This window comes from Bacteroides sp. 4_1_36 (assembly GCF_003466325.1).
GTDB lineage: Bacteria > Bacteroidota > Bacteroidia > Bacteroidales > Bacteroidaceae > Bacteroides > Bacteroides uniformis.
In genome coordinates this window covers 218294-237949 of sequence record NZ_QSOX01000001.1, presented here as the reverse complement: position 1 = coordinate 237949, position 19656 = coordinate 218294, and the positions used below count along the sequence as shown (strand labels likewise).

The window sequence follows — 19656 nt, the reverse complement described above, 5'->3', positions numbered from 1 at the left end:
TGCTTATCAATAAAAAACGGAGCAAATCAATTGCTCCGTTTTTTATTGTATGTCAGCTTTTTACTTATTCTTCAAAACCAATTTCTTGAACTCTCCCGGATAAGGTGTTTCAAACCGCATCAGCTCTCCCGTGACGGGATGATAGAAACAGAGTTTGAAAGCATGCAGGGCCAAGCGTCCGATAGGATTTACGTCTTCCAGTCCATAGCGTCCGTCGCCGATAATGGGATGCCCCAAATCCTGCATGTGTACACGTATCTGGTTTTTTCGTCCCGTTTCCAGGTTCAGTTCAACGAGAGAGTATCCATTGGCTCGTTTGATGGTACGGTAATGCGTAATGGATTCTTGTCCCCCGTCATCTGTCGGACTTGAATATACATACAGCTTGCGGTCTGTCAACCAAGAAACCACGGTTCCTGCATCTTTTTCCATCTCGCCGACCACTACGGCTACGTATCGCCGGTCTGTTACAATGTCATGCCAGTTATCGCGTAGTGTACGTTGGGTCTTCTCGTCTTTGGCAAACATCATCAAGCCGGAGGTGTCACGGTCCAGGCGGTGCACGATGTGTACACGGTGCTGCTTGCCCGAGCGTTGCACGTATTCATTCAAGATGGTATAGGCGGTACGTTCCTTTTGCCGGTCAGTGTTGACGGACAGCAAACCCTGCATCTTCTCTATCACGATGATATAGGCATCCTCGTATACAATCTTCATCAGTTTATGGTTGAACTCTTTACGTCCCTTCTCACGGCTGATTTGTACTTTCATACCCGGTTTCAGGGGAAAATTGTATTGTGTAGTGATAACGCTGTCCACATATATAATGCGTTTGCTTAGCAATGATTTCAGCTTGGTGCGGCTGGCGTCCGGCATTTTAGCTGCCAGAAACTCCATGAGCTCCATCGGTTCCTTCACCATGTAGTCCGTATATTGTGTGCGGGCTCTTGCTGTAATTTTTTCTTTTGCCACGACTGGTTTTAATTTACGATTAGACAATTTACAATTTACGATTGAAAACTACTTGTACTTTCAATCTTTTAATTCCAATAATACTACGTTTTCCACATGGTGGGTGTGCGGGAACATGTCTACCGGTTGAACGGCCTTCACTTTATATTTCGCATCGAGCAGTTGCAGGTCGCGCGCCTGCGTAGCCGGATTACAGCTGACGTATACGATGCGTTTGGGTTCGGCAAACAGAATGACATCCACTACATCCTGGTGCATTCCGGCACGGGGAGGGTCGGTGATGATGACATCGGGACGGCCGTATTGGTTGATGAAGTCTTGTGTCAGCATGTCTTTCATATCTCCGGCAAAGAACAATGTATTTTTAATTCCGTTAATCTCGGCATTGACCTTGGCGTCTTCAATGGCTTCGGGCACATATTCTATGCCGATTACCTGGCGTGCGTGCTTGGATACGAAATTGGCAATGGTACCCGTGCCGGTATAAAGGTCATAAACAAGCTCGTTACCGGTCAGTCCGGCAAAGTTGCGCGCTACTTTGTAGAGGTTGTAGGCTTGTTCGGAGTTGGTTTGATAGAAAGATTTGGGACCTACCTTGAAGCGCAGTCCCTCCATTTCCTCGAAGATGTGGTCTTTCCCCTTGAAGGTGTGTACCTCGAGGTCGGTGATGGTATCGTTGCACTTATTATTAATAATGTATAGCAGGGAAGTGATTTCGGGGAATGTATCTGCTATGTATTGCAGCATTTGCTTGAACAGAGCCATTTCCTCCTCTTTCTCTATCTTGCAGATGAGGATTACCATCAGTTCGCCGGTGGTAGAGGTACGCACAATCATATTGCGTAGCATTCCTTCATGCGTACGCAGGTTGATGAAGGAATAGTTGTGCTGGTAGGCATAGTCGCGTACCGCATTGCGGATGCGGTTGGATATATCGTCCTGCAACCAGCACTTCTCTATGGCAAGCACTTTATCGAAAGCATTGGGAATATGGAAGCCTACGGCATTCATCTGTTCGTACACTACATTCTGCTGAACCTCTTCTGTCGTCAGCCAACGTTTGTTGGAAAAAGTGTACTCCAGTTTATTCCGGTAGAACTGAGTTTTTTCTGAACCTAATATCGGAGAGATTTCCGGCAATTCGATTTTGCCGATGCGGGTGAGGTTGTCCGTTACTTGTTTTTGCTTATACTTGATTTGCTCGGAATAGGGGAGAACCTGCCATTTACAACCGCCGCATACACCATAATGTTGGCAGAATGGAACTGCCCGTACTGCCGAATATTCATGGAATTTCACAGCCTCGGCTTCAGCATAATGATGCTTTTTTCTCTTAATTTGCAGGTCAACTACATCGCCGGGGACGACATATGGTACGAAAATCACCAAATCATTGACTTTTGCGATGGCTTTTCCTTCGGCAGCCACATCCGTAATTGTCACCTTCTCCAGTAGGGGAAGTTCTTTTCTCTTTCTTGCCACTTTTACACCAATCTAATAAATTCTTCGGCAAAAATAGACATTTTTTCGGGATTTCTCTCTATGAAATGAAATATTAAAGATTGCAATGTCGAAATTGCATTTTAGCATAAAGTTTTTTCTGAAAAAGTTTTCTAGTCTGCGAAATATACTTAGATTTGCGAACAGAAAAGAGAAATCACTATCAAAAACTTTAAATTTATATTATGGACAAAAAAAGAGTTTATACCTTTGGTAACGGCCAGGCAGAAGGAAAGGCCGATATGAGAAACCTTTTGGGTGGGAAAGGTGCCAACCTTGCAGAAATGAACCTTATAGGGGTTCCGGTTCCTCCGGGCTTTACAATAACGACAGAAGTTTGTACGGAATATTATGAAATGGGGCAGGATAAAGTCGTTGCTCTGTTGAAGAACGAAGTTGAACAGGCCATTGCCCATGTGGAGACGCTGATGCGTTCCAAATTCGGTGATGTGGAGAATCCGTTGCTGGTTTCCGTTCGTTCGGGTGCACGCGCTTCCATGCCGGGCATGATGGACACTATCCTGAATCTTGGCTTGAATGACGAAGTGGTGGAAGGCCTGACGCGCAAGACGGGCAATGCACGCTTTGCATGGGACTCTTACCGTCGTTTCGTGCAGATGTATGGCGACGTGGTGCTGGGTATGAAGCCGGTGAACAAGGAAGATGTAGACCCGTTCGAGGCTATTATAGAAGATGTGAAACATGCTAAAGGCGTGAAGCTGGATAACGAGCTTGAGGTGGAAGACCTTAAGGAACTCGTGAAGAAGTTCAAGGCTGCGGTGAAAGAACAAACCGGAAAAGACTTCCCGACTTGTGCCTACGAGCAGTTGTGGGGTGCCGTTTGTGCCGTATTCAACTCCTGGATGAACGAACGCGCCATCTTGTATCGTAAGATGGAGGGAATTCCTGACGAATGGGGTACTGCCGTAAGCGTTCAGGCTATGGTATTCGGTAATATGGGCGAGAGCTCTGCTACGGGTGTTTGCTTCAGCCGCGATGCTGCTACCGGTGAGGACCTTTTCAATGGCGAGTATTTGATTAATGCACAAGGTGAAGACGTGGTTGCCGGTATCCGTACTCCGCAACAGATTACAAAAATCGGTTCTCAACGTTGGGCTGAATTAGCCGGTGTAAGCGAAGAAGAACGTGTCAGCAAATATCCTTCCATGGAGGAGGCTATGCCGGAAATCTATAAGGAACTGGATGCTTTGCAGACAAAACTCGAAAATCACTACCGTGATATGCAGGATATGGAGTTTACAGTACAAGAGGGTAAACTCTGGTTCCTCCAGACCCGTAACGGTAAGCGTACCGGAGCCGCTATGGTGAAGATTGCCATGGACTTGCTCCATCAAGGTATGATTGACGAAAAGACTGCATTGATGCGTTGTGAGCCCAATAAGTTGGACGAACTGCTCCACCCGGTATTTGATAAGACAGCTCTGAAACAAGCTAAGGTGTTGACTCGTGGTCTTCCCGCTTCTCCGGGTGCCGCTACGGGACAAATCGTATTCTTTGCCGATGATGCTGCCGAATGGCATGCTGCCGGCAAGCGTGTGGTGATGGTACGTATCGAGACTTCTCCGGAAGATTTGGCAGGTATGGCAGTTGCCGAAGGTATCCTGACTGCCCGCGGTGGTATGACTTCGCATGCGGCAGTGGTTGCTCGTGGTATGGGTAAGTGCTGTGTGTCTGGTGCAGGTGCCTTGAACATCGACTACAAGGCGCGTACAGTGGAAGTGGATGGTGTACTGTTGAAAGAAGGTGACTATATCTCCTTGAACGGAAGCACCGGTGAAGTATATAAAGACAAGGTGGAGACAAAAGCGGCTGAGCTGTCCGGTGACTTTGCGGAACTGATGGATTTAGCAGACAAATATACGAAGCTGCAGGTTCGTACCAATGCGGATACTCCTCACGATGCAGAAGTGGCACGCAATTTTGGTGCGGTGGGTATCGGCCTTTGCCGTACGGAACACATGTTCTTCGAAGGCGAGAAGATTAAAGCCATGCGCGAGATGATTCTGGCAGAAAACGCCGAAGGACGTCGCAAGGCTCTGGCTAAGATTCTTCCTTACCAGCAAGCTGACTTCAAGGGCATCTTCAAAGCAATGGCCGGTTGTCCGGTGACTGTACGTCTGCTCGACCCTCCTTTGCATGAGTTTGTTCCCCATGACCTGAAGGGACAGCAGGAAATGGCAGATACGATGGGCGTAAGCCTCCAGTATATCCAGCAACGTGTTGAGGCACTTTGTGAGCATAATCCGATGTTGGGTCATCGTGGTTGCCGTTTGGGAAATACATATCCTGAAATTACACAGATGCAGACGCGTGCCATCCTGGGTGCTGCTTTGGAATTGAAGAAGGAAGGTGTTGAAACCCATCCTGAAATCATGGTGCCTCTGACCGGTATCTTGTATGAGTTCAAGCAGCAGGAAGAAGTGATTCGTGCTGAGGCTGCCCAGTTGTTTGAAGAAGTGGGTGACAGCATCGACTTCAAGGTAGGTACAATGATTGAGATTCCGCGTGCCGCCTTGACTGCCGACCGCATTGCTTCCTCTGCCGAGTTCTTCTCATTCGGTACGAACGACTTGACTCAGATGACATTTGGTTATTCACGCGACGATATCGCTTCCTTCCTCCCGATTTATCTGGAGAAGAAGATTCTGAAAGTAGACCCGTTCCAGGTACTCGACCAGAATGGTGTAGGACAGTTGGTGCGCATGGCTACTGAAAAGGGACGTGCTATCCGTCCGGATTTGAAGTGCGGTATCTGCGGCGAACATGGCGGTGAGCCTTCTTCTGTGAAGTTCTGCCACAAAGTTGGCTTGAATTATGTCAGCTGTTCTCCGTTCCGTGTGCCTATTGCACGTCTGGCTGCGGCGCAGGCTGCCATTGAAGGCTGATTTCAATAATACTGAATAATGACATTTATGGGCTGCATGCTTTACTTGGTAATGGCATGCGGCCTATTTTGTTGGAAAAAACTGTAGTTTCTATTAATTTATTTGTATTTTCTTTAGTATATTTGCTTCCCATAATTTTATAGTTTCCAATAAGCAAGCAAAAAACGATGATATTGACAATTACGGCAGCATACGATGTTTGGACGAATGACTTCTATCAGAATAATGAAGCATTGGTATATAGTTTTGGGATAATTGTCATTCTGCTTTTGGTCATCATGATAATCATTTCCATCAGCAAGAGCAAAAGGTTGAAGACGTTGCAGCGCATCAATGAGGTTGCCGAAGAATCCAACCAGCTGAAGAATGCTTTCATCGCTAATATGACTCACGAAATTCGTACTCCTTTGAATGCCATTGTAGGCTTTACAACTATGCTTGCCGAAATGGATGATCTGGACAGAGAAACCCGTATGGCTTTTCTGAAGGAGATTAATGATAACAAGGACTCGCTGCTGCAACTGGTCAATGACTTGCTGGACTATTCGAAGATTGAGGCAAATACTCTGGAATATAACGATGGAGAAGTGGATGTAAACGCGCTGATTGATGAAGTCTGTACGACGGAGAATATGCGCTCGCATCCCACGGGCATTCAGGTGGAGTTTGTAGAACGGTTGCCTCAATGCCGTTTGGTGGTGGACCGCGTGCGTTTTGCCCAAGTCATAGGTAACTTGGTGAGGAACGCCTTGAAGTTTACGGAGATGGGCAGTGTGAAAATCGGTTGCAGGAGATTGAGCAACCATAACTTCTATTTTTATGTGGCAGATACAGGCTGTGGTATCGATGAAGTGGGAAGACATGCCATCTTTGAACGGTTTGTGAAGATGAACTACAATATCAAAGGTACGGGGTTGGGGCTTTCCATCACCAAATCTATTGTGGAGCACTATGGGGGAGGTATCGGTGTGGAGTCTAAGAAAGGGGAAGGCTCCACCTTCTATTTCACGTTGCCTGCCGGTATTGAATACAAAGAGTACGGTAAATTTTGATTTGCCAGTCCAAGAAGGCTCAATCAGCCATTTTCTTCAACTTCTTGAAGTGGCGGATTACTTCCAGATAATCGCGGTCGGTGCAGGCATTGAATTTATTCCATAAGTCACCCATTACAACGGCACCACCGAATCCGTAATCCTTAATCTCCAGTATGTTGTCGGGAGTAATGCCTCCCAAAGCCATGACTCTACTGTCTATGACCTTACTTTTTCCTGCTTGCCGCAACTCTTCGGCTGTGAAGCCGGACGTGACTCCGGACTTTGTGATGCAATTATATATCGGGCTTAGGAACAGATAGTCATAGAAATGCTTCTTGTTCTGCACTTCGTCCAGTGAATGGCAGGTGCAACTGATGTGGCCCGAATAGTCGTGGGGCTCTTTGGGATTGCGGGTGTTTAGATGAATCCCCATCAGGCTGAACTCTTCCTGCAGGTAGAAGTGCTCATGGGTAATGATGCGCTTATGGTATTTTTCGGGTATCAGCGTTAAAAGCCGTTCTGAATACATGGCGGGAGTTTCCGGCTTCCTCAGATGTAGAATATCCAGCCCCTCTTCGAATAGTGCCGTGATAATCTTGTCTTCTTCCACAAAAAATGTGGGTGCTGTTACTACGATGAGTTTCATTTCTTTTGTTTAACTTTTAAGTTTAGCAAAGTTAATGAATACTTATGGTAGAAGCCAAAGAATTTCTTTAAAATATGTTAGATGGCTATTTTAAACAAGAAAACGCATTCTTGAACCTTAGTTGCTCAAGAATGCGTCATTAACATGTTTAGTGGGACCTTGTTACTTATTTCAGTCTTTTACCTACTACATCCCAGTCGATGATGCTCCACAGTTCGTTCACATGGTCGGCACGGCGGTTCTGGTAATCAAGATAGTAGGCATGTTCCCACACGTCGAATCCGAGTAGCGGAACAAGACCGGCGCGTACCGGATTGCTACCGTTGGCTTCTTTGGTGATGTGGAGTTTGCCGTTCTTGTCGGCAGACAACCAAGCCCATCCGGAGCCGAACAAGCCGACAGCTGCCGCGTTGAATTCCTTCTTGAAATTCTCAAAGCTGCCGAAGTCGCGTTTGATGGCTTCTGCCAGCTTGCCGGTAGGCTCGCTGTGGGCAGGCTTCGGAGCAAACTGTAAGAAGTATAATGTGTGGTTCAACACTTGTCCTGCATTGTTGAAGATGGCACCGTCCGGTGCTGTGGCAACAATGGTTACCAGGTCTTTGCCTTCAAATTCCGTTCCCGGAACGAGGTTGTTGAGGTTGTTCACATAGGTTTGCAGATGTTTACCGTAGTGGTAATCTATGGTTTGCTGACTGATTACAGGTTCCAGTGCATTGTTGGTGTAGGGAAGTTTTGGCATTTCGTAAGTCATAACTGTTATCATTAAAATCGTTAATATTGTATTCATAAGTTTCAATTATTTAATTTTGGAACTTTACTATATAAACACTATAACCTATAGAAATGTTCGTACGTCTCCGAAGCTTTTTTTATCTTTGCCTCCGTAAAAACAAAGGAAGAAAAAATATCATCATTTTAAGATTATACGGATATGCCCGATTATATAGAGGAACTGAACGAAGGACAACGGAACGCGGTGTTATACAATGACGGTCCGTCACTGGTGATAGCCGGTGCCGGTTCGGGAAAGACGCGCGTGCTGACCTACAAGATTGCTTATCTGCTGGAGAATGGCTACCAGCCTTGGAACATTCTGGCATTGACCTTTACCAACAAGGCGGCGCGCGAAATGAAGGAGCGTATAGCCCGTCAGGTGGGGCCGGAGAGGGCGCGCCATCTGTGGATGGGAACCTTTCACTCCATGTTCCTGCGCATTCTGCATGTCGAGGCCGGGTATATCGGCTTCACTTCGCAGTTTACCATTTACGATACGGCAGACAGTAAAAGCTTGATACGTTCCATTATCAAGGAAATGGGGCTGGATGAGAAAGTGTACAAGCCGGGGATGGTGCAGGCGCGTATCTCGAATGCCAAGAATCATCTGGTTTCTCCGGCAGGCTATGCCAACAACAAGGAGGCTTACGAAGGAGACCGTGCAGCCAAGGTTCCGGCGCTTCGCGACATCTACCAGAGATATTGGGAGCGTTGCCGGCAGGCAGATGCGATGGACTTCGACGATTTGCTGTTCTACACATTCCTGCTGTTCCGGGACCACCCCGAGGTGTTGGCGCGTTATCAGGACCAGTTCCGTTACATTCTGGTAGATGAGTATCAGGATACCAATTTTACACAGCACAGCATTGTGCTGCAACTTGCCAAGAACCATCAGCATGTCTGTGTGGTGGGGGATGATGCACAGAGTATCTACTCCTTCCGTGGTGCCGATATTGACAATATTCTCTACTTTACGAAAGTATATCCCGATACGAAGGTCTTCAAGCTGGAGCAGAATTACCGTTCCACCCAGACCATTGTCCGCGCGGCCAACAGCCTGATAGAAAAGAACCAGTGGCAGATACGCAAGGAAGTGTTCTCGGAAAAGGAGAAGGGAGAGGCCATTGGTGTGTACCAGGCATACAGTGATGTGGAAGAAGGGGATATTGTGGTGAATAAGATAGCTGAACTGCGGCGTGAAAAGCGCTATGCCTACTCTGATTTTGCGATACTCTACCGTACCAATGCGCAGAGCCGTATCTTTGAGGAAGCCATGCGCAAACGCAGTATGCCTTACCGTATTTACGGAGGCTTATCGTTCTATCAACGCAAGGAAATCAAAGATGTTATTGCTTACTTCCGTCTGATAGTGAATCCCAATGATGAAGAGGCTTTCAAACGTATTATCAATTATCCTGCACGGGGTATCGGAGATACGACAGTGGGAAAAATCATTGCTGCCGCCACCGGGCACAATGTAAGTTTGTGGACCGTGCTTTGTGAGCCGTTGGCGTATGGCTTGAACTTCAATAAAGGTACGGTGGGAAAGTTGCAGGCATTCCGCGAACTTATATCTGCCTTTATCACAGATGCTGCGGAGAAGAATGCCTACGAGATCGGTGCCGACATTATTCGCCAATCGGGCATCATCAATGATGTGTGTCAGGACAACTCTCCCGAGAATCTGAGCCGTAAGGAGAATATAGAGGAGCTGGTGAACGGTATGAGTGATTTTTGTGCCCAACGGCAGGAGGAAGGAAACCCGAACGTGTTGTTGGGTGACTTCCTTTCGGAAGTTTCCCTTCTTACCGACCAGGATTCGGATAAGGATGGGGACGATGAGAAGATAACCTTGATGACTGTACATTCGGCCAAGGGATTGGAGTTCAAGAATGTGTTTGTAGTGGGGATGGAGGAGAATCTTTTTCCCAGCGGCATGGTGGGTGACTCTCCCCGGGCATTGGAGGAAGAACGGCGGCTGTTCTATGTAGCCATCACACGTGCTGAAGAACACTGTTTCCTATCGTATGCAAAGACGCGTTTCCGATATGGCAAGATGGAGTTTGGCAGTCCCAGCCGTTTCCTGAAGGATATAGATATACGTTTCCTGCGTCTGCCTCAGGATGCGGGAATGTTCCGCAGGGTAGAGGAGGAAGCCGCCGCTTTCCGCAGGGAGAACGCCAGAGGTTTTGCGCCTGATAGGGAAGATGCTCCGTATGGAGGAAAAGAGCGTGTGTCTGTACGACCGAAACAGCAGATTATTGCGCCGACCGTTCCACGTAATCTGAAACGGGTGGCGCCTTCTGCAAATACGGCAAGTACATCGCCTTCTGCCGGCGGGTCTGCCAATCGTGTACAGCAGGGACAACTGATAGAGCACGAACGTTTCGGCCTGGGTGAAGTTTTGAAAGTGGAGGGCGAAGGAGACAATGCGAAAGCCACCATCCGCTTCAAGAATGCGGGAGACAAACAACTTTTGCTGCGCTTCGCGCGTTTCAAAGTGCTGTCATAGGATAGTCGCATCTTTTGTCTCACACAAAAACGGGATATTTGTAAGAGGATGATGGTATAAGTGTAGGACCGTGGTATCTTAAAAAAAGACAGTTAGAACGATACATACGGACAATTTAGAATAGTAAATATAGATAGAAGAATGACAAATAAAGACTTTTCCCTTTTCCCTTCTCCCTGCTATATTATGGAAGAAGGATTGCTGAGAAAGAACCTCGCACTGATAAAAAGTGTGGCCGACCGCGCAGGTGTGGAGATAATCCTCGCTTTCAAATCATTTGCCATGTGGCGTTCCTTTCCCATTTTCAGGGAGTATATAGACCACTCTACGGCAAGTTCCGTCTACGAAGCCCGTCTGGCATTGGAGGAGTTCGGAAGTAAGGCACATACGTACTCGCCTGCCTATACCGAGGTCGATTTTCCGGAGATAATGCGGTGCAGCAGCCATATTACTTTCAATTCGCTTTCGCAGTTCCACCGCTTTTATCCGGTAGTGGTGGCGGAGGGAAGCGGCATTTCCTGCGGTATCCGTATCAATCCTGAATACTCTGAGGTGGAAACGGAGCTTTATAATCCCTGCGCACCCGGTACTCGCTTCGGTGTAATGGCCGACCAGCTTCCCGAAGAACTTCCGGCGGGTATTGAAGGTTTTCACTGTCATTGTCACTGCGAGTCTTCTTCCTACGAGCTGGAACACACATTGGAGCACTTGGAAGGAAAATTCTCCCGCTGGTTCTCACAGATTAAGTGGTTGAATTTAGGAGGCGGGCATCTGATGACGCGTAAGGATTATGATGTAGAGCATCTTGTCCGTCTGTTGCAGGGCTTGAAGGGGCGCTATCCACATCTTCAAATCATTCTTGAGCCCGGTTCCGCTTTTACTTGGCAGACCGGTGTGCTGAGCTCGGAGATAGTGGACATCGTGGAAAACCGCGGCATTCGTACCGCCATTCTCAACGTTAGCTTTACGTGCCACATGCCGGATTGTCTGGAGATGCCCTATCAGCCTGCAGTGCGTGGAGCGGAGATGGGCGATGCGGGCCCTTACGTCTATCGCCTTGGAGGAAACTCCTGCTTGAGCGGCGACTATATGGGACTGTGGAGTTTCGACCATGAGCTGCAGATAGGGGAGAGAATCGTCTTTGAGGACATGATACATTACACCACTGTAAAGACGAATATGTTCAATGGAATTCACCATCCGGCCATTGCAATGTGGACAAAAGAAGGAAAAGCTGAAGTTTTCAAGCAATTTTCTTATGAAGATTATCGTGGGCGAATGAGTTGATAATCAAAAGTCTGCTTGTATGCCTGGCGAAAATGTACACTTTTCTGTGTGAAAAAAGTCTGCGGAATGTTTGCAGGTTTAAGGAAAATATCTACCTTTGCATCCGCAATCGCGGAAATAGCTCAGTTGGTAGAGCATAACCTTGCCAAGGTTAGGGTCGCGAGTTCGAGTCTCGTTTTCCGCTCAACGCAGTTTAGATTGCAATTACCTATGCCCAGGTGGCGGAATTGGTAGACGCGCACGTTTCAGGTGCGTGTGTCGAGAGGCATGCAGGTTCGAGTCCTGTTCTGGGCACCAAGGTAAAGCAGTCGGTTCTTTGAATTGTTGAAAGTAAGTTGGAGAGGTGGCGGAATTGGTAGACGCGCTACTTTGAGGGGGTAGTGACAATTATGTCGTGGGAGTTCGAGTCTCCTTCTCTTCACGCTTTTATCCATTGCGGAAATAGCTCAGTTGGTAGAGCATAACCTTGCCAAGGTTAGGGTCGCGAGTTCGAGTCTCGTTTTCCGCTCTTTCAGATGTATTGAAGATTACCTATGCCCAGGTGGCGGAATTGGTAGACGCGCACGTTTCAGGTGCGTGTGTCGAGAGGCATGCAGGTTCGAGTCCTGTTCTGGGCACCAAGGTAAAGCAGTCGGTTCTTTGAATTGTTGAAAGTAAGTTGGAGAGGTGGCGGAATTGGTAGACGCGCTACTTTGAGGGGGTAGTGACAATTATGTCGTGGGAGTTCGAGTCTCCTTCTCTTCACGCTTTTATCCATTGCGGAAATAGCTCAGTTGGTAGAGCATAACCTTGCCAAGGTTAGGGTCGCGAGTTCGAGTCTCGTTTTCCGCTCTTTCAGATGTATTGAAGATGACTTATGCCCAGGTGGCGGAATTGGTAGACGCGCACGTTTCAGGTGCGTGTGTCGAGAGGCATGCAGGTTCGAGTCCTGTTCTGGGCACTTTACTCCTCAAAAAAGGAGAGTCATCCCATGCGGAAATAGCTCAGTTGGTAGAGCATAACCTTGCCAAGGTTAGGGTCGCGAGTTCGAGTCTCGTTTTCCGCTCTTTTCAGATAAAAAAATCCCGCAAGCATTGTTCGGTGCTTGCGGGATTTTTTTGTTGTATGGAAGTTGTTGTTACAGTTTCTGTAATGAGAATCCGAGCATCATTCCGTCGTAGCTGTTGGCCAGCGAGCCGATACTCTTCAGAGTGGAGTTGCTGCTTTTGCTGGAGAGGAAGGTTATCAGTTTCAGTAGCTTGTCCGATTCGAACAGCAGGTCCATAGTTGTGGAGGTAGCGTTGACCTTGGCATTCATACCTATCAGCTTGGCGAATTTCAAGTTGACCTTTTGGGTGGATGCATCGTAGGAGTAGCTTCCCTTCATGCTCTTTTGCCCTACTTTGGCGCTGAATGTGCTGTCGGCGTTGAATGTGAATGACATTTGCCCGGCTTTGATGCCTACTTTGGCAAGCTGTTCGTCCAGTTTCTTTTCTGCGGCTGTGGCGGCAACGGCACCGCCGGCTTTCTGCAGCAGATTGTCCGATTCGAATTCAATGGCGGAGCCGGTATACGACCAAGTGCCGGTCATATCCGCTGTTGACTTGCCGGTCACGGCATTTACCGCCTTCTCTATATTTTCTTTGTTGAACAAATCCTTGATGGATTGTGCATGACTATTGCTGGTCAGCAGTAGTGCGGCAACAAACAGTTGCCAAAAAACTAATCTTTTCATTTTACTTATTTCTATTGTTTGCTATTCAGGCTTTTGTTGATACTTTCGATATAGTCCAGCAGTTCTTTCCGTCCCATGCGGTTTTCAGAAGAGGTGATGAAGTAGGGGGGCAGCTCTTCCCATTGTTCCTTCAACTGTTCCAGGTATTCGTTGATGTGGGTGTTCAGTCTGCCGCCTTTCAGTTTGTCGGCCTTTGTGAAGACGATGGCAAAGGGTACACCGTTCTCGCCCAGCCATTCCGTAAACTCGAGGTCGATGGCTTGGGGAGCCAGCCGGCTATCTATAAGAACAAACAGACAAGTCATCTGTTCGCGTTGCAGTATATAACTTTCTATAATACGTTTGATTTGTTCCTGCCCTTTCTGTCCCCGTTTGGCGTAGCCGTATCCCGGAAGGTCTACAATGTACCAGCTCTTGTTGATGAGGAAATGGTTGATGAGCATGGTCTTTCCCGGTGTGGCAGAGGTCATGGCGAGCCCTTTTCTCCCGGTCAGCATATTGATGAGACTGGATTTTCCTACGTTGGAGCGTCCTATGAAAGCATATTCGGGAAATGTACCTGTGGGGCATTTCCGCACGTCTGTGTTACTGATGACGAATTCAGCGTTTGTAATATCCATTTTGTTGCCTTTTTGGGGTTTTACGTGTGGCAAAGGTAGCACTAATTTCATAAGTTTGCACTATCTTTGCCCAGAAAGCGAAGATAGGCTGCACTTCAGCATAAAAAATGAACGAGTTCATTTTATTCTGCATTCGGTTTGCACTATCTTTGTGGCCAATAGGAGAATTTTAAGTATGAATGGACAGTTTCCCTCTACATTATTGGAGAAGGCGGTAAATGAGTTTGCCAAGTTGCCCGGAGTGGGACGCAAGACGGCTATGAGGCTGGTTCTTCACCTGCTCCGCCAGGATACGGCAGTGGTGGAAGCGTTCGGCAATGCCATCGTGACGCTGAAGCATGAAGTGAAATATTGCAAGGTATGCCATAATATATCAGATACGGAGACGTGCCGTATCTGTTCCAGTCCGCAACGGGACGCCTCTGTGGTTTGTGTGGTAGAGAACATCCGCGATGTGATGGCTGTGGAAGCCACACAACAGTTCCGTGGTTTGTATCACGTGCTGGGAGGCGTCATCTCGCCGATGGATGGCATTGGCCCCGGAGACTTGCAGATAGAAAGCCTTGTGCGGCGGGTAGCCGCCGGCGGCATCAATGAAGTGATTCTTGCGCTGAGCACGACGATGGAGGGAGATACCACCAACTTTTATATCTACCGCAAGCTGGAAAAACTGGGCGTGAAGCTCTCCGTCATAGCCCGTGGCATTTCCATCGGTGACGAATTGGAGTATACGGATGAAGTGACTCTGGGACGCAGTATTGTGAACCGCACTCCATTTTCCGGAACTGCCTGATTGTTTGGGGCCATTATCAATTATTCATTATCCACTATCAATTTACTAAATGGAAGAACAAATAAAGAAGACCGCAGCGCGTGTCCGAACAACTTTTGCCTATTTCTGGATGCTTCCCATCCTGCTCGTTCTACTTGGAGAAACCGGAGGCGGATTGGTAGGTATGTATGCCGGAGATGTACGTGCCACCTATATGGCTGAGACGGTAACCATTCTGCTGGCTGCCTCTTGCGTACCCATAGCCCTGAAACTCTTTTCATGGGTATTAATCCGGAAAATAGATGTAGTGACGCTTCCCGAAGCCCTCCGCCTCTATGCGCTGTGGAGTGGCGTGCGGCTGGCATTGCTTGCCATACCGGTGCTTGTAGGCTTTTTCACCTATTATATCATGTTGAGCAGTACGGGTGCACTGTGTGCACTGATAGGACTGACGGCTTCTCTGTTCTGCCTGCCGGGTGAGGGACGCCTGCGTAAAGAACTGCATATCAATAAAGAAGAAGAAATGTAACCGACTGGAAAATATGAATAAATCCTATTTCTGCAGTGAAAGGGTGCGTCTCCGTGCTATGGAGCCGGAAGACCTGGAAGTGATGTATGCTATGGAGAATGATTCCCAGACTTGGGATGTGACGAACTTCACCGTACCCTATTCCAGATTTGTCTTGAAACAATATATTGAGAATTCCGAATGCGATATGTTTGCCGACCGCCAGCTGCGTATGATGATTATACGTGTAGAGGATGATGCGGTGATAGGCACCATCGATATTACAGAGTTTTCTCCCATGCATGCCCGGGGAGAGGTGGGTATTGCCATACGGAAGGAGTATCAGGGCAATGGTTATGCCAAGGAAGCGCTGCGTTTGCTGTGCGACTATGTTTTCAGTTTCCTATATCTGAAACAGTTGATAGTCCATATCTCGGTGGATAATGAGGCAAGTATCTGCCTTTTTGAATCCTGCGGTTTTGTGCGTTGTGGGCTTTTGAGGGAGTGGTGGCGCGTAGGAGGGTGCTATAAGGATGTCGTACTGTTGCAACTTCTCCGCAGCACTAATTGAACGTTGGAATCTGGGGGAAGCGCGACCATATTTCATATTTTGCTCCCAGCTTGCACAATGCCTTCTTCCAGAGTGTGCCGCTGGCCGCCTCGTCCATTAGCGAACTGATGTTTTCTTTGCCTACCAGCCAGGTGTTTTCTTCAATTTCCCGGCCCAGCTGTTCGTACTCCCAGCCGGAGTATCCCAAAAAAAATCTGATTCTGCCTTTAACGGGATTTCCCTGCATGATGTAGTCTTTAATGGCTTCAAAATCACCGTTCAGGTAGAAGCCTTTGCCGATGGACAATGCTCCGGTAATGCCCTCGAGCGTGTGTAGATAGAACAACGTATCTGTGCTGAGCGGTCCTCCTTTATAGATAGGTATGTTTTCCGGGCAGTCGAAGTCTTTCAGCACATCATTCAAGAATAGGGGGAGCGGTTTGTTCAGAACCAGTCCCATTGTGCCGTCATGTGTATGGTCCACCAGTAGAATGACGGATCGCCCAAACATATGGTCACACAAAAAGGGTTCGGAAATCAAGACCTTTCCCTGGGCAGGAACCACATGGTTTGTTTCTATCTTGAATAGATTTATATTGCTATACATGCCCCTAATATACATAATATTCCACAATAAACAAAAGTTCTTCGCTGTTTTTCATTTTAAAAGTTTCTTTTCTCAGATTTTATGGCTTTTTTTATTCGGAGAAAATACTTAAGTTTGCAAGTAATTGGCAATTTAATGCAATGAAATATACTACATTATATACGTTAATTTTAGGGCTGTTTTCTATAGGATGGACGGATTGCCCGGAGGATTTTATGGAGCGTATGCAGCGTCCGGGACATTCTGAAATACAGCTTTCTAAAGTGACGATAAGTGGCCGTGTGCTGGATGAAAGCGGGTTTCCGCTGGCCGGTGCCACTATTCAAGAGAAAGAAACTGCCAATGGTGCGATAGCGGATTCGGAAGGAAAATTCACTCTGGTGGTTGCCGATAATGCAGTGCTTCGTGTTTCGTTTATCGGCTACATTTCCCAGGATATTGAGGTGGAAGGACGTTCGACCTTTCATATCACGCTAAGAGAAGATATGATAGAGCTGGATAACGTTATTGTTACCGCTTTGGGTATCGAAAAGAAAGAAAATTCTCTTTCTTACACCACAGATTTAATAAAAAACGAGGAGTTGACGCGAGTAAAAATGCCCAACTTAATTACTTCGTTGACCGGCAAGTCGGCAGGTGTGCGTGTCAATCAGGTTTCTTCCGGTCTGGGAGCCTCAGCCAAAGTCAGTATCCGTGGAATCCGCTCGGTGGCGAGTGACAACCAACCGCTGTATGTGATAGAAGGTGTTCCCATTCTGAACTCCACTTCCGAGCAAGCATACTCTGCCATAGGCGGAACGGCCAATGCCGGCAACCGTGACGGAGGAGATGGCATTTCCAATCTGAATCCTGAGGATATAGAGAGTATCAGTATCCTGAAAGGAGCTCCAGCGGCAGCTTTGTATGGTAGTCAGGCCGCCAATGGGGTGATACTGATTACTACAAAGAAGGGGCAGTCGCACGGGCAGCGCAGTGTTTCTTTCTCGACGAGCCTGATGTTCGACAATGCTTTTGCACTACCCAAGATGCAGAACCGCTATGGAGTAAGTGACGGTGTGGACAGTTGGGGAGAACGGGCAAACCTTCCCGAATATGATAATCTGAGAGACTTCTTCTCTACTGGTGTCACCTCCATAACTTCCATCTCCTTGAGTCACGGCAATGAGAAGTTGCAGAACTATTTCTCCTATGCCAATACTACGGGGCATGGCATCATTGGGAAACATAACCTTTCGAAGCACAACCTCACTTTCAGAGAGACTTCCGTTCTGTTGAATTCCCGTCTGAAGTTAGATGGCAGTATGAACCTGATGCGCCAGGTGGTGAAGAACAAGCCTACCGTGGGTGGTTTCTACATGAATCCTTTGGTGGGGCTCTACCGTTTTCCACGGGGTGAGGATATTTCTTATTATAAGGAGAACTTCGAGGTTTATGATGAGGGTAGAAACCTGAACATACAGAATTGGCATACCTCCTACGAGGATTTTGAGCAGAATCCCTACTGGATTACCAATCGCATATTGAGCAAGGAGAACCGTATGCATGTCATAGTCTCCTTATCTGCCAATCTGAAGATAAACGATTGGTTAAGCCTGCAGACCCGTGGCAATGTAGACTATATTAACGACAAGGTGCGCCAGCAGTTCTATGCCTCTACCGCTCCGGCGTTAGCGGGAGCCAATGGGCGTTATATCGAGATGAACTATCAGGAAACCCAATATTACGGAGACGCCATACTGATGATGAAAAAGCAGTGGGATGCATTCTCTCTCAACGCGGCGCTCGGTGCCAGTATCAATGACAAGACAGTGAACTCCACCCGCTATGACTCTAAAACAGCTTCGCTGAAATATGCCAATGTGTTCAATCTGGCCAATATCATCATGAATGGTTCCGCTGGGCTGGACCAGAAGATTGATGCGCGGCGCCAATTGCAGTCCTTGTTTGCGACGGCACAACTGGGCTACAACGAGTTTGTCTATCTTGATTTGTCGGCCCGTAATGACTGGTCCTCCACGCTGGCTTATACATCTCATGAGAAAAGCGGGTTCTTCTATCCCTCCGTGGGATTTTCGCTGATATTCAATAAGCTGATGACTTTACCCCGATGGGTGTCACTGGCAAAGATAAGGGGGGCATACAGCATGGTGGGCAATGATATTCCCATGTTCATCACAAATCCTTCCTCGCATATCACGGCGGGTGGAGAGTTCCTGGCAAGTGATGCCGCGCCGTTCAAGGATATGGAACCGGAGATGACGCATTCCTTTGAGGCGGGTATAGAAGCGCGTTTTTTAAAGAACCGCATTGGTTTGAATGCCACTTTCTATAAGACGAATACCCGGAACCAGTTCTTCAAGCTTCCCACTCTGTCGGGCGATAAATATGCCTACCGTTATGTCAATGCGGGTAATATACAGAATGTGGGGTGGGAGGTTTCATTGGATGCCGTTCCTTTGCTGACAAACCATTTCAAGTGGAAAACAGAGGTAAACTTCTCCACCAACCGCAACAAGATAATTTCACTGCACGAAGCGCTGAAGGAGTTTCTTTACGGTCCTACCAGCTTCTCGTCCAGTTATGCCATGAAATTGGTGAAAGGGGGCTCTATCGGTGACATCTACGGAAAAGCTTTTGTACGTGACGATGCGGGCAATATCGTTTACGGCACGGAAGGAGACAATACCGGCATGCCTTTGGTGGAAGGTGATGGCAATACGGTGAAAGTGGGCAATGCCAATCCAAAACTGATGCTGGGCTGGAATCATATGCTGTCTTACAAGAATTTTTCTTTCTATTTTCTGGTGGATTGTCGCTTTGGAGGCGATATTTTGTCCCAGACGCAGGCGGATATGGATATGTATGGCGTTTCTGAAGTCACGGCCCGGGCCAGAGACAAAGGTTATGTAATGCTTGAAGGTAACCGGATAGATAATGTGAAAGGATTTTATAAGAATGTTGTAGGCGGACGGGCCGGGGTGACGGAATATTATATGTATGATGCCACGAACATCAGGCTGCGTGAGCTGTCCGTGGGCTACCAACTGCCTGCAGCCTGGATGGAAAAGACCAAAGTCCTCAAGCGGGCACAACTGTCCTTTTCGGGACGCAACTTGTTCTTCTTCTACAAAAAGGCGCCTTTCGACCCTGACCTGGTACTCTCTACGGGCAATGATAACCAGGGAATTGAAGTCTACGGTATGCCTACCACGCGTAGTTGGGGATTTTCTTTGAAGTGTGAATTTTAAGAGGGG

Annotated in this window: 15 protein-coding genes and 9 tRNA genes; 17 read left to right on the top strand and 7 right to left on the bottom strand. The window is 47.5% G+C overall.

The annotated features are described in order from the left end of the window. Positions 1-60: 60 nt before the first annotated feature. On the bottom strand, positions 61-972 hold the full coding sequence (locus DXD65_RS01030) for an RluA family pseudouridine synthase (RefSeq protein ID WP_008663283.1): 912 nt from the start codon (positions 970-972) through the stop codon (positions 61-63). A 60-nt stretch (positions 973-1032) separates the two neighbouring features. After that, positions 1033-2454, bottom strand: a complete 1422-nt coding sequence (rlmD, locus tag DXD65_RS01025) for a 23S rRNA (uracil(1939)-C(5))-methyltransferase RlmD (protein WP_008663284.1) — start codon at positions 2452-2454, stop codon at positions 1033-1035. 203 nt (positions 2455-2657) lie between these two features. Between rlmD and ppdK the strand changes: the two genes are divergently transcribed. Together ppdK and DXD65_RS01015 are read left to right on the top strand one after the other, a co-directional pair. Then, positions 2658-5378 (top strand): pyruvate, phosphate dikinase, encoded by a 2721-nt coding sequence (gene ppdK, locus DXD65_RS01020; protein ID WP_044468891.1) that lies wholly within the window; start codon positions 2658-2660, stop codon positions 5376-5378. Positions 5379-5545: 167 nt separating this feature from the next. After that, complete coding sequence (locus DXD65_RS01015) at positions 5546-6430, top strand: sensor histidine kinase (RefSeq protein WP_005836513.1); 885 nt, start codon at positions 5546-5548, stop codon at positions 6428-6430. A 19-nt stretch (positions 6431-6449) separates the two neighbouring features. Here DXD65_RS01015 and DXD65_RS01010 read toward each other — a convergent pair whose 3' ends face one another. Together DXD65_RS01010 and DXD65_RS01005 are read right to left on the bottom strand one after the other, a co-directional pair. Then, positions 6450-7058 carry a thiamine phosphate synthase gene (locus tag DXD65_RS01010; protein WP_005836515.1) on the bottom strand — a complete coding sequence of 203 codons (609 nt, stop codon included), beginning with the start codon at positions 7056-7058 and terminating at the stop codon, positions 6450-6452. A 166-nt stretch (positions 7059-7224) separates the two neighbouring features. Beyond that, positions 7225-7845 (bottom strand): superoxide dismutase, encoded by a 621-nt coding sequence (locus tag DXD65_RS01005; RefSeq protein ID WP_005828364.1) that lies wholly within the window; start codon positions 7843-7845, stop codon positions 7225-7227. A 144-nt stretch (positions 7846-7989) separates the two neighbouring features. Between DXD65_RS01005 and DXD65_RS01000 the strand changes: the two genes are divergently transcribed. The 11 genes from DXD65_RS01000 to DXD65_RS00945 all read left to right on the top strand — a co-directional run bounded on the left by DXD65_RS01000 (position 7990) and on the right by DXD65_RS00945 (position 12676). Beyond that, positions 7990-10344 carry an ATP-dependent helicase gene (locus DXD65_RS01000; RefSeq protein WP_117887287.1) on the top strand — a complete coding sequence of 785 codons (2355 nt, stop codon included), beginning with the start codon at positions 7990-7992 and terminating at the stop codon, positions 10342-10344. Positions 10345-10485: 141 nt separating this feature from the next. After that, on the top strand, positions 10486-11631 hold the full coding sequence (gene nspC / locus DXD65_RS00995; protein WP_005836519.1) for a carboxynorspermidine decarboxylase: 1146 nt from the start codon (positions 10486-10488) through the stop codon (positions 11629-11631). Between the two features lie 111 nt (positions 11632-11742). Next, positions 11743-11815 (top strand) — tRNA-Gly (locus DXD65_RS00985). Between the two features lie 28 nt (positions 11816-11843). Continuing rightward, positions 11844-11928, top strand: a tRNA-Leu gene (locus DXD65_RS00980). Positions 11929-11968: 40 nt separating this feature from the next. After that, a tRNA-Leu gene (locus tag DXD65_RS00975) sits at positions 11969-12052 on the top strand. A gap of 14 nt (positions 12053-12066) precedes the next feature. Next, positions 12067-12139, top strand: a tRNA-Gly gene (locus DXD65_RS00970). Positions 12140-12166: 27 nt separating this feature from the next. After that, positions 12167-12251, top strand: a tRNA-Leu gene (locus DXD65_RS00965). A gap of 40 nt (positions 12252-12291) precedes the next feature. Next, positions 12292-12375: transfer RNA gene (locus DXD65_RS00960), tRNA-Leu, on the top strand. A 14-nt stretch (positions 12376-12389) separates the two neighbouring features. Beyond that, positions 12390-12462 (top strand) — tRNA-Gly (locus DXD65_RS00955). Positions 12463-12489: 27 nt separating this feature from the next. Next, positions 12490-12571: transfer RNA gene (locus tag DXD65_RS00950), tRNA-Leu, on the top strand. A gap of 32 nt (positions 12572-12603) precedes the next feature. Then, positions 12604-12676: transfer RNA gene (locus DXD65_RS00945), tRNA-Gly, on the top strand. Between the two features lie 72 nt (positions 12677-12748). On the opposite strand, the gene DXD65_RS00940 is transcribed toward DXD65_RS00945, so the two are convergent. Both DXD65_RS00940 and yihA read right to left on the bottom strand, forming a co-directional pair. Continuing rightward, positions 12749-13345: a DUF4923 family protein gene (locus DXD65_RS00940; RefSeq protein WP_005836520.1), complete on the bottom strand. Its 597-nt coding sequence runs from the start codon at positions 13343-13345 to the stop codon at positions 12749-12751. Positions 13346-13356: 11 nt separating this feature from the next. Continuing rightward, positions 13357-13965 carry a ribosome biogenesis GTP-binding protein YihA/YsxC gene (yihA, locus tag DXD65_RS00935; protein ID WP_005836522.1) on the bottom strand — a complete coding sequence of 203 codons (609 nt, stop codon included), beginning with the start codon at positions 13963-13965 and terminating at the stop codon, positions 13357-13359. Between the two features lie 175 nt (positions 13966-14140). Between yihA and recR the strand changes: the two genes are divergently transcribed. The 3 genes from recR to DXD65_RS00920 are packed head-to-tail and all read left to right on the top strand — an operon-like array spanning position 14141 to position 15816. Then, the gene (recR, locus tag DXD65_RS00930) at positions 14141-14758 is read left to right on the top strand and encodes a recombination mediator RecR (RefSeq protein WP_005824669.1); all 618 of its coding nucleotides are present in this window, start codon (positions 14141-14143) and stop codon (positions 14756-14758) included. Positions 14759-14807: 49 nt separating this feature from the next. Further along, entirely contained in the window at positions 14808-15266 is a 459-nt protein-coding gene (locus DXD65_RS00925) for a hypothetical protein (protein ID WP_005836527.1), read from the top strand. A gap of 13 nt (positions 15267-15279) precedes the next feature. Then, positions 15280-15816, top strand: coding sequence for a GNAT family N-acetyltransferase (locus DXD65_RS00920; protein WP_005836529.1), 537 nt, complete (start codon positions 15280-15282; stop codon positions 15814-15816). On the opposite strand, the gene DXD65_RS00915 is transcribed toward DXD65_RS00920, so the two are convergent. Beyond that, positions 15809-16417, bottom strand: a complete 609-nt coding sequence (locus DXD65_RS00915; protein WP_005836531.1) for a YqgE/AlgH family protein — start codon at positions 16415-16417, stop codon at positions 15809-15811. The two genes, DXD65_RS00920 and DXD65_RS00915, sit on opposite strands and share 8 nt — an antisense overlap. A gap of 125 nt (positions 16418-16542) precedes the next feature. Between DXD65_RS00915 and DXD65_RS00910 the strand changes: the two genes are divergently transcribed. Then, entirely contained in the window at positions 16543-19650 is a 3108-nt protein-coding gene (locus tag DXD65_RS00910; RefSeq protein ID WP_117887286.1) for a SusC/RagA family TonB-linked outer membrane protein, read from the top strand. The last annotated feature ends 6 nt before the right edge of the window (positions 19651-19656 follow it).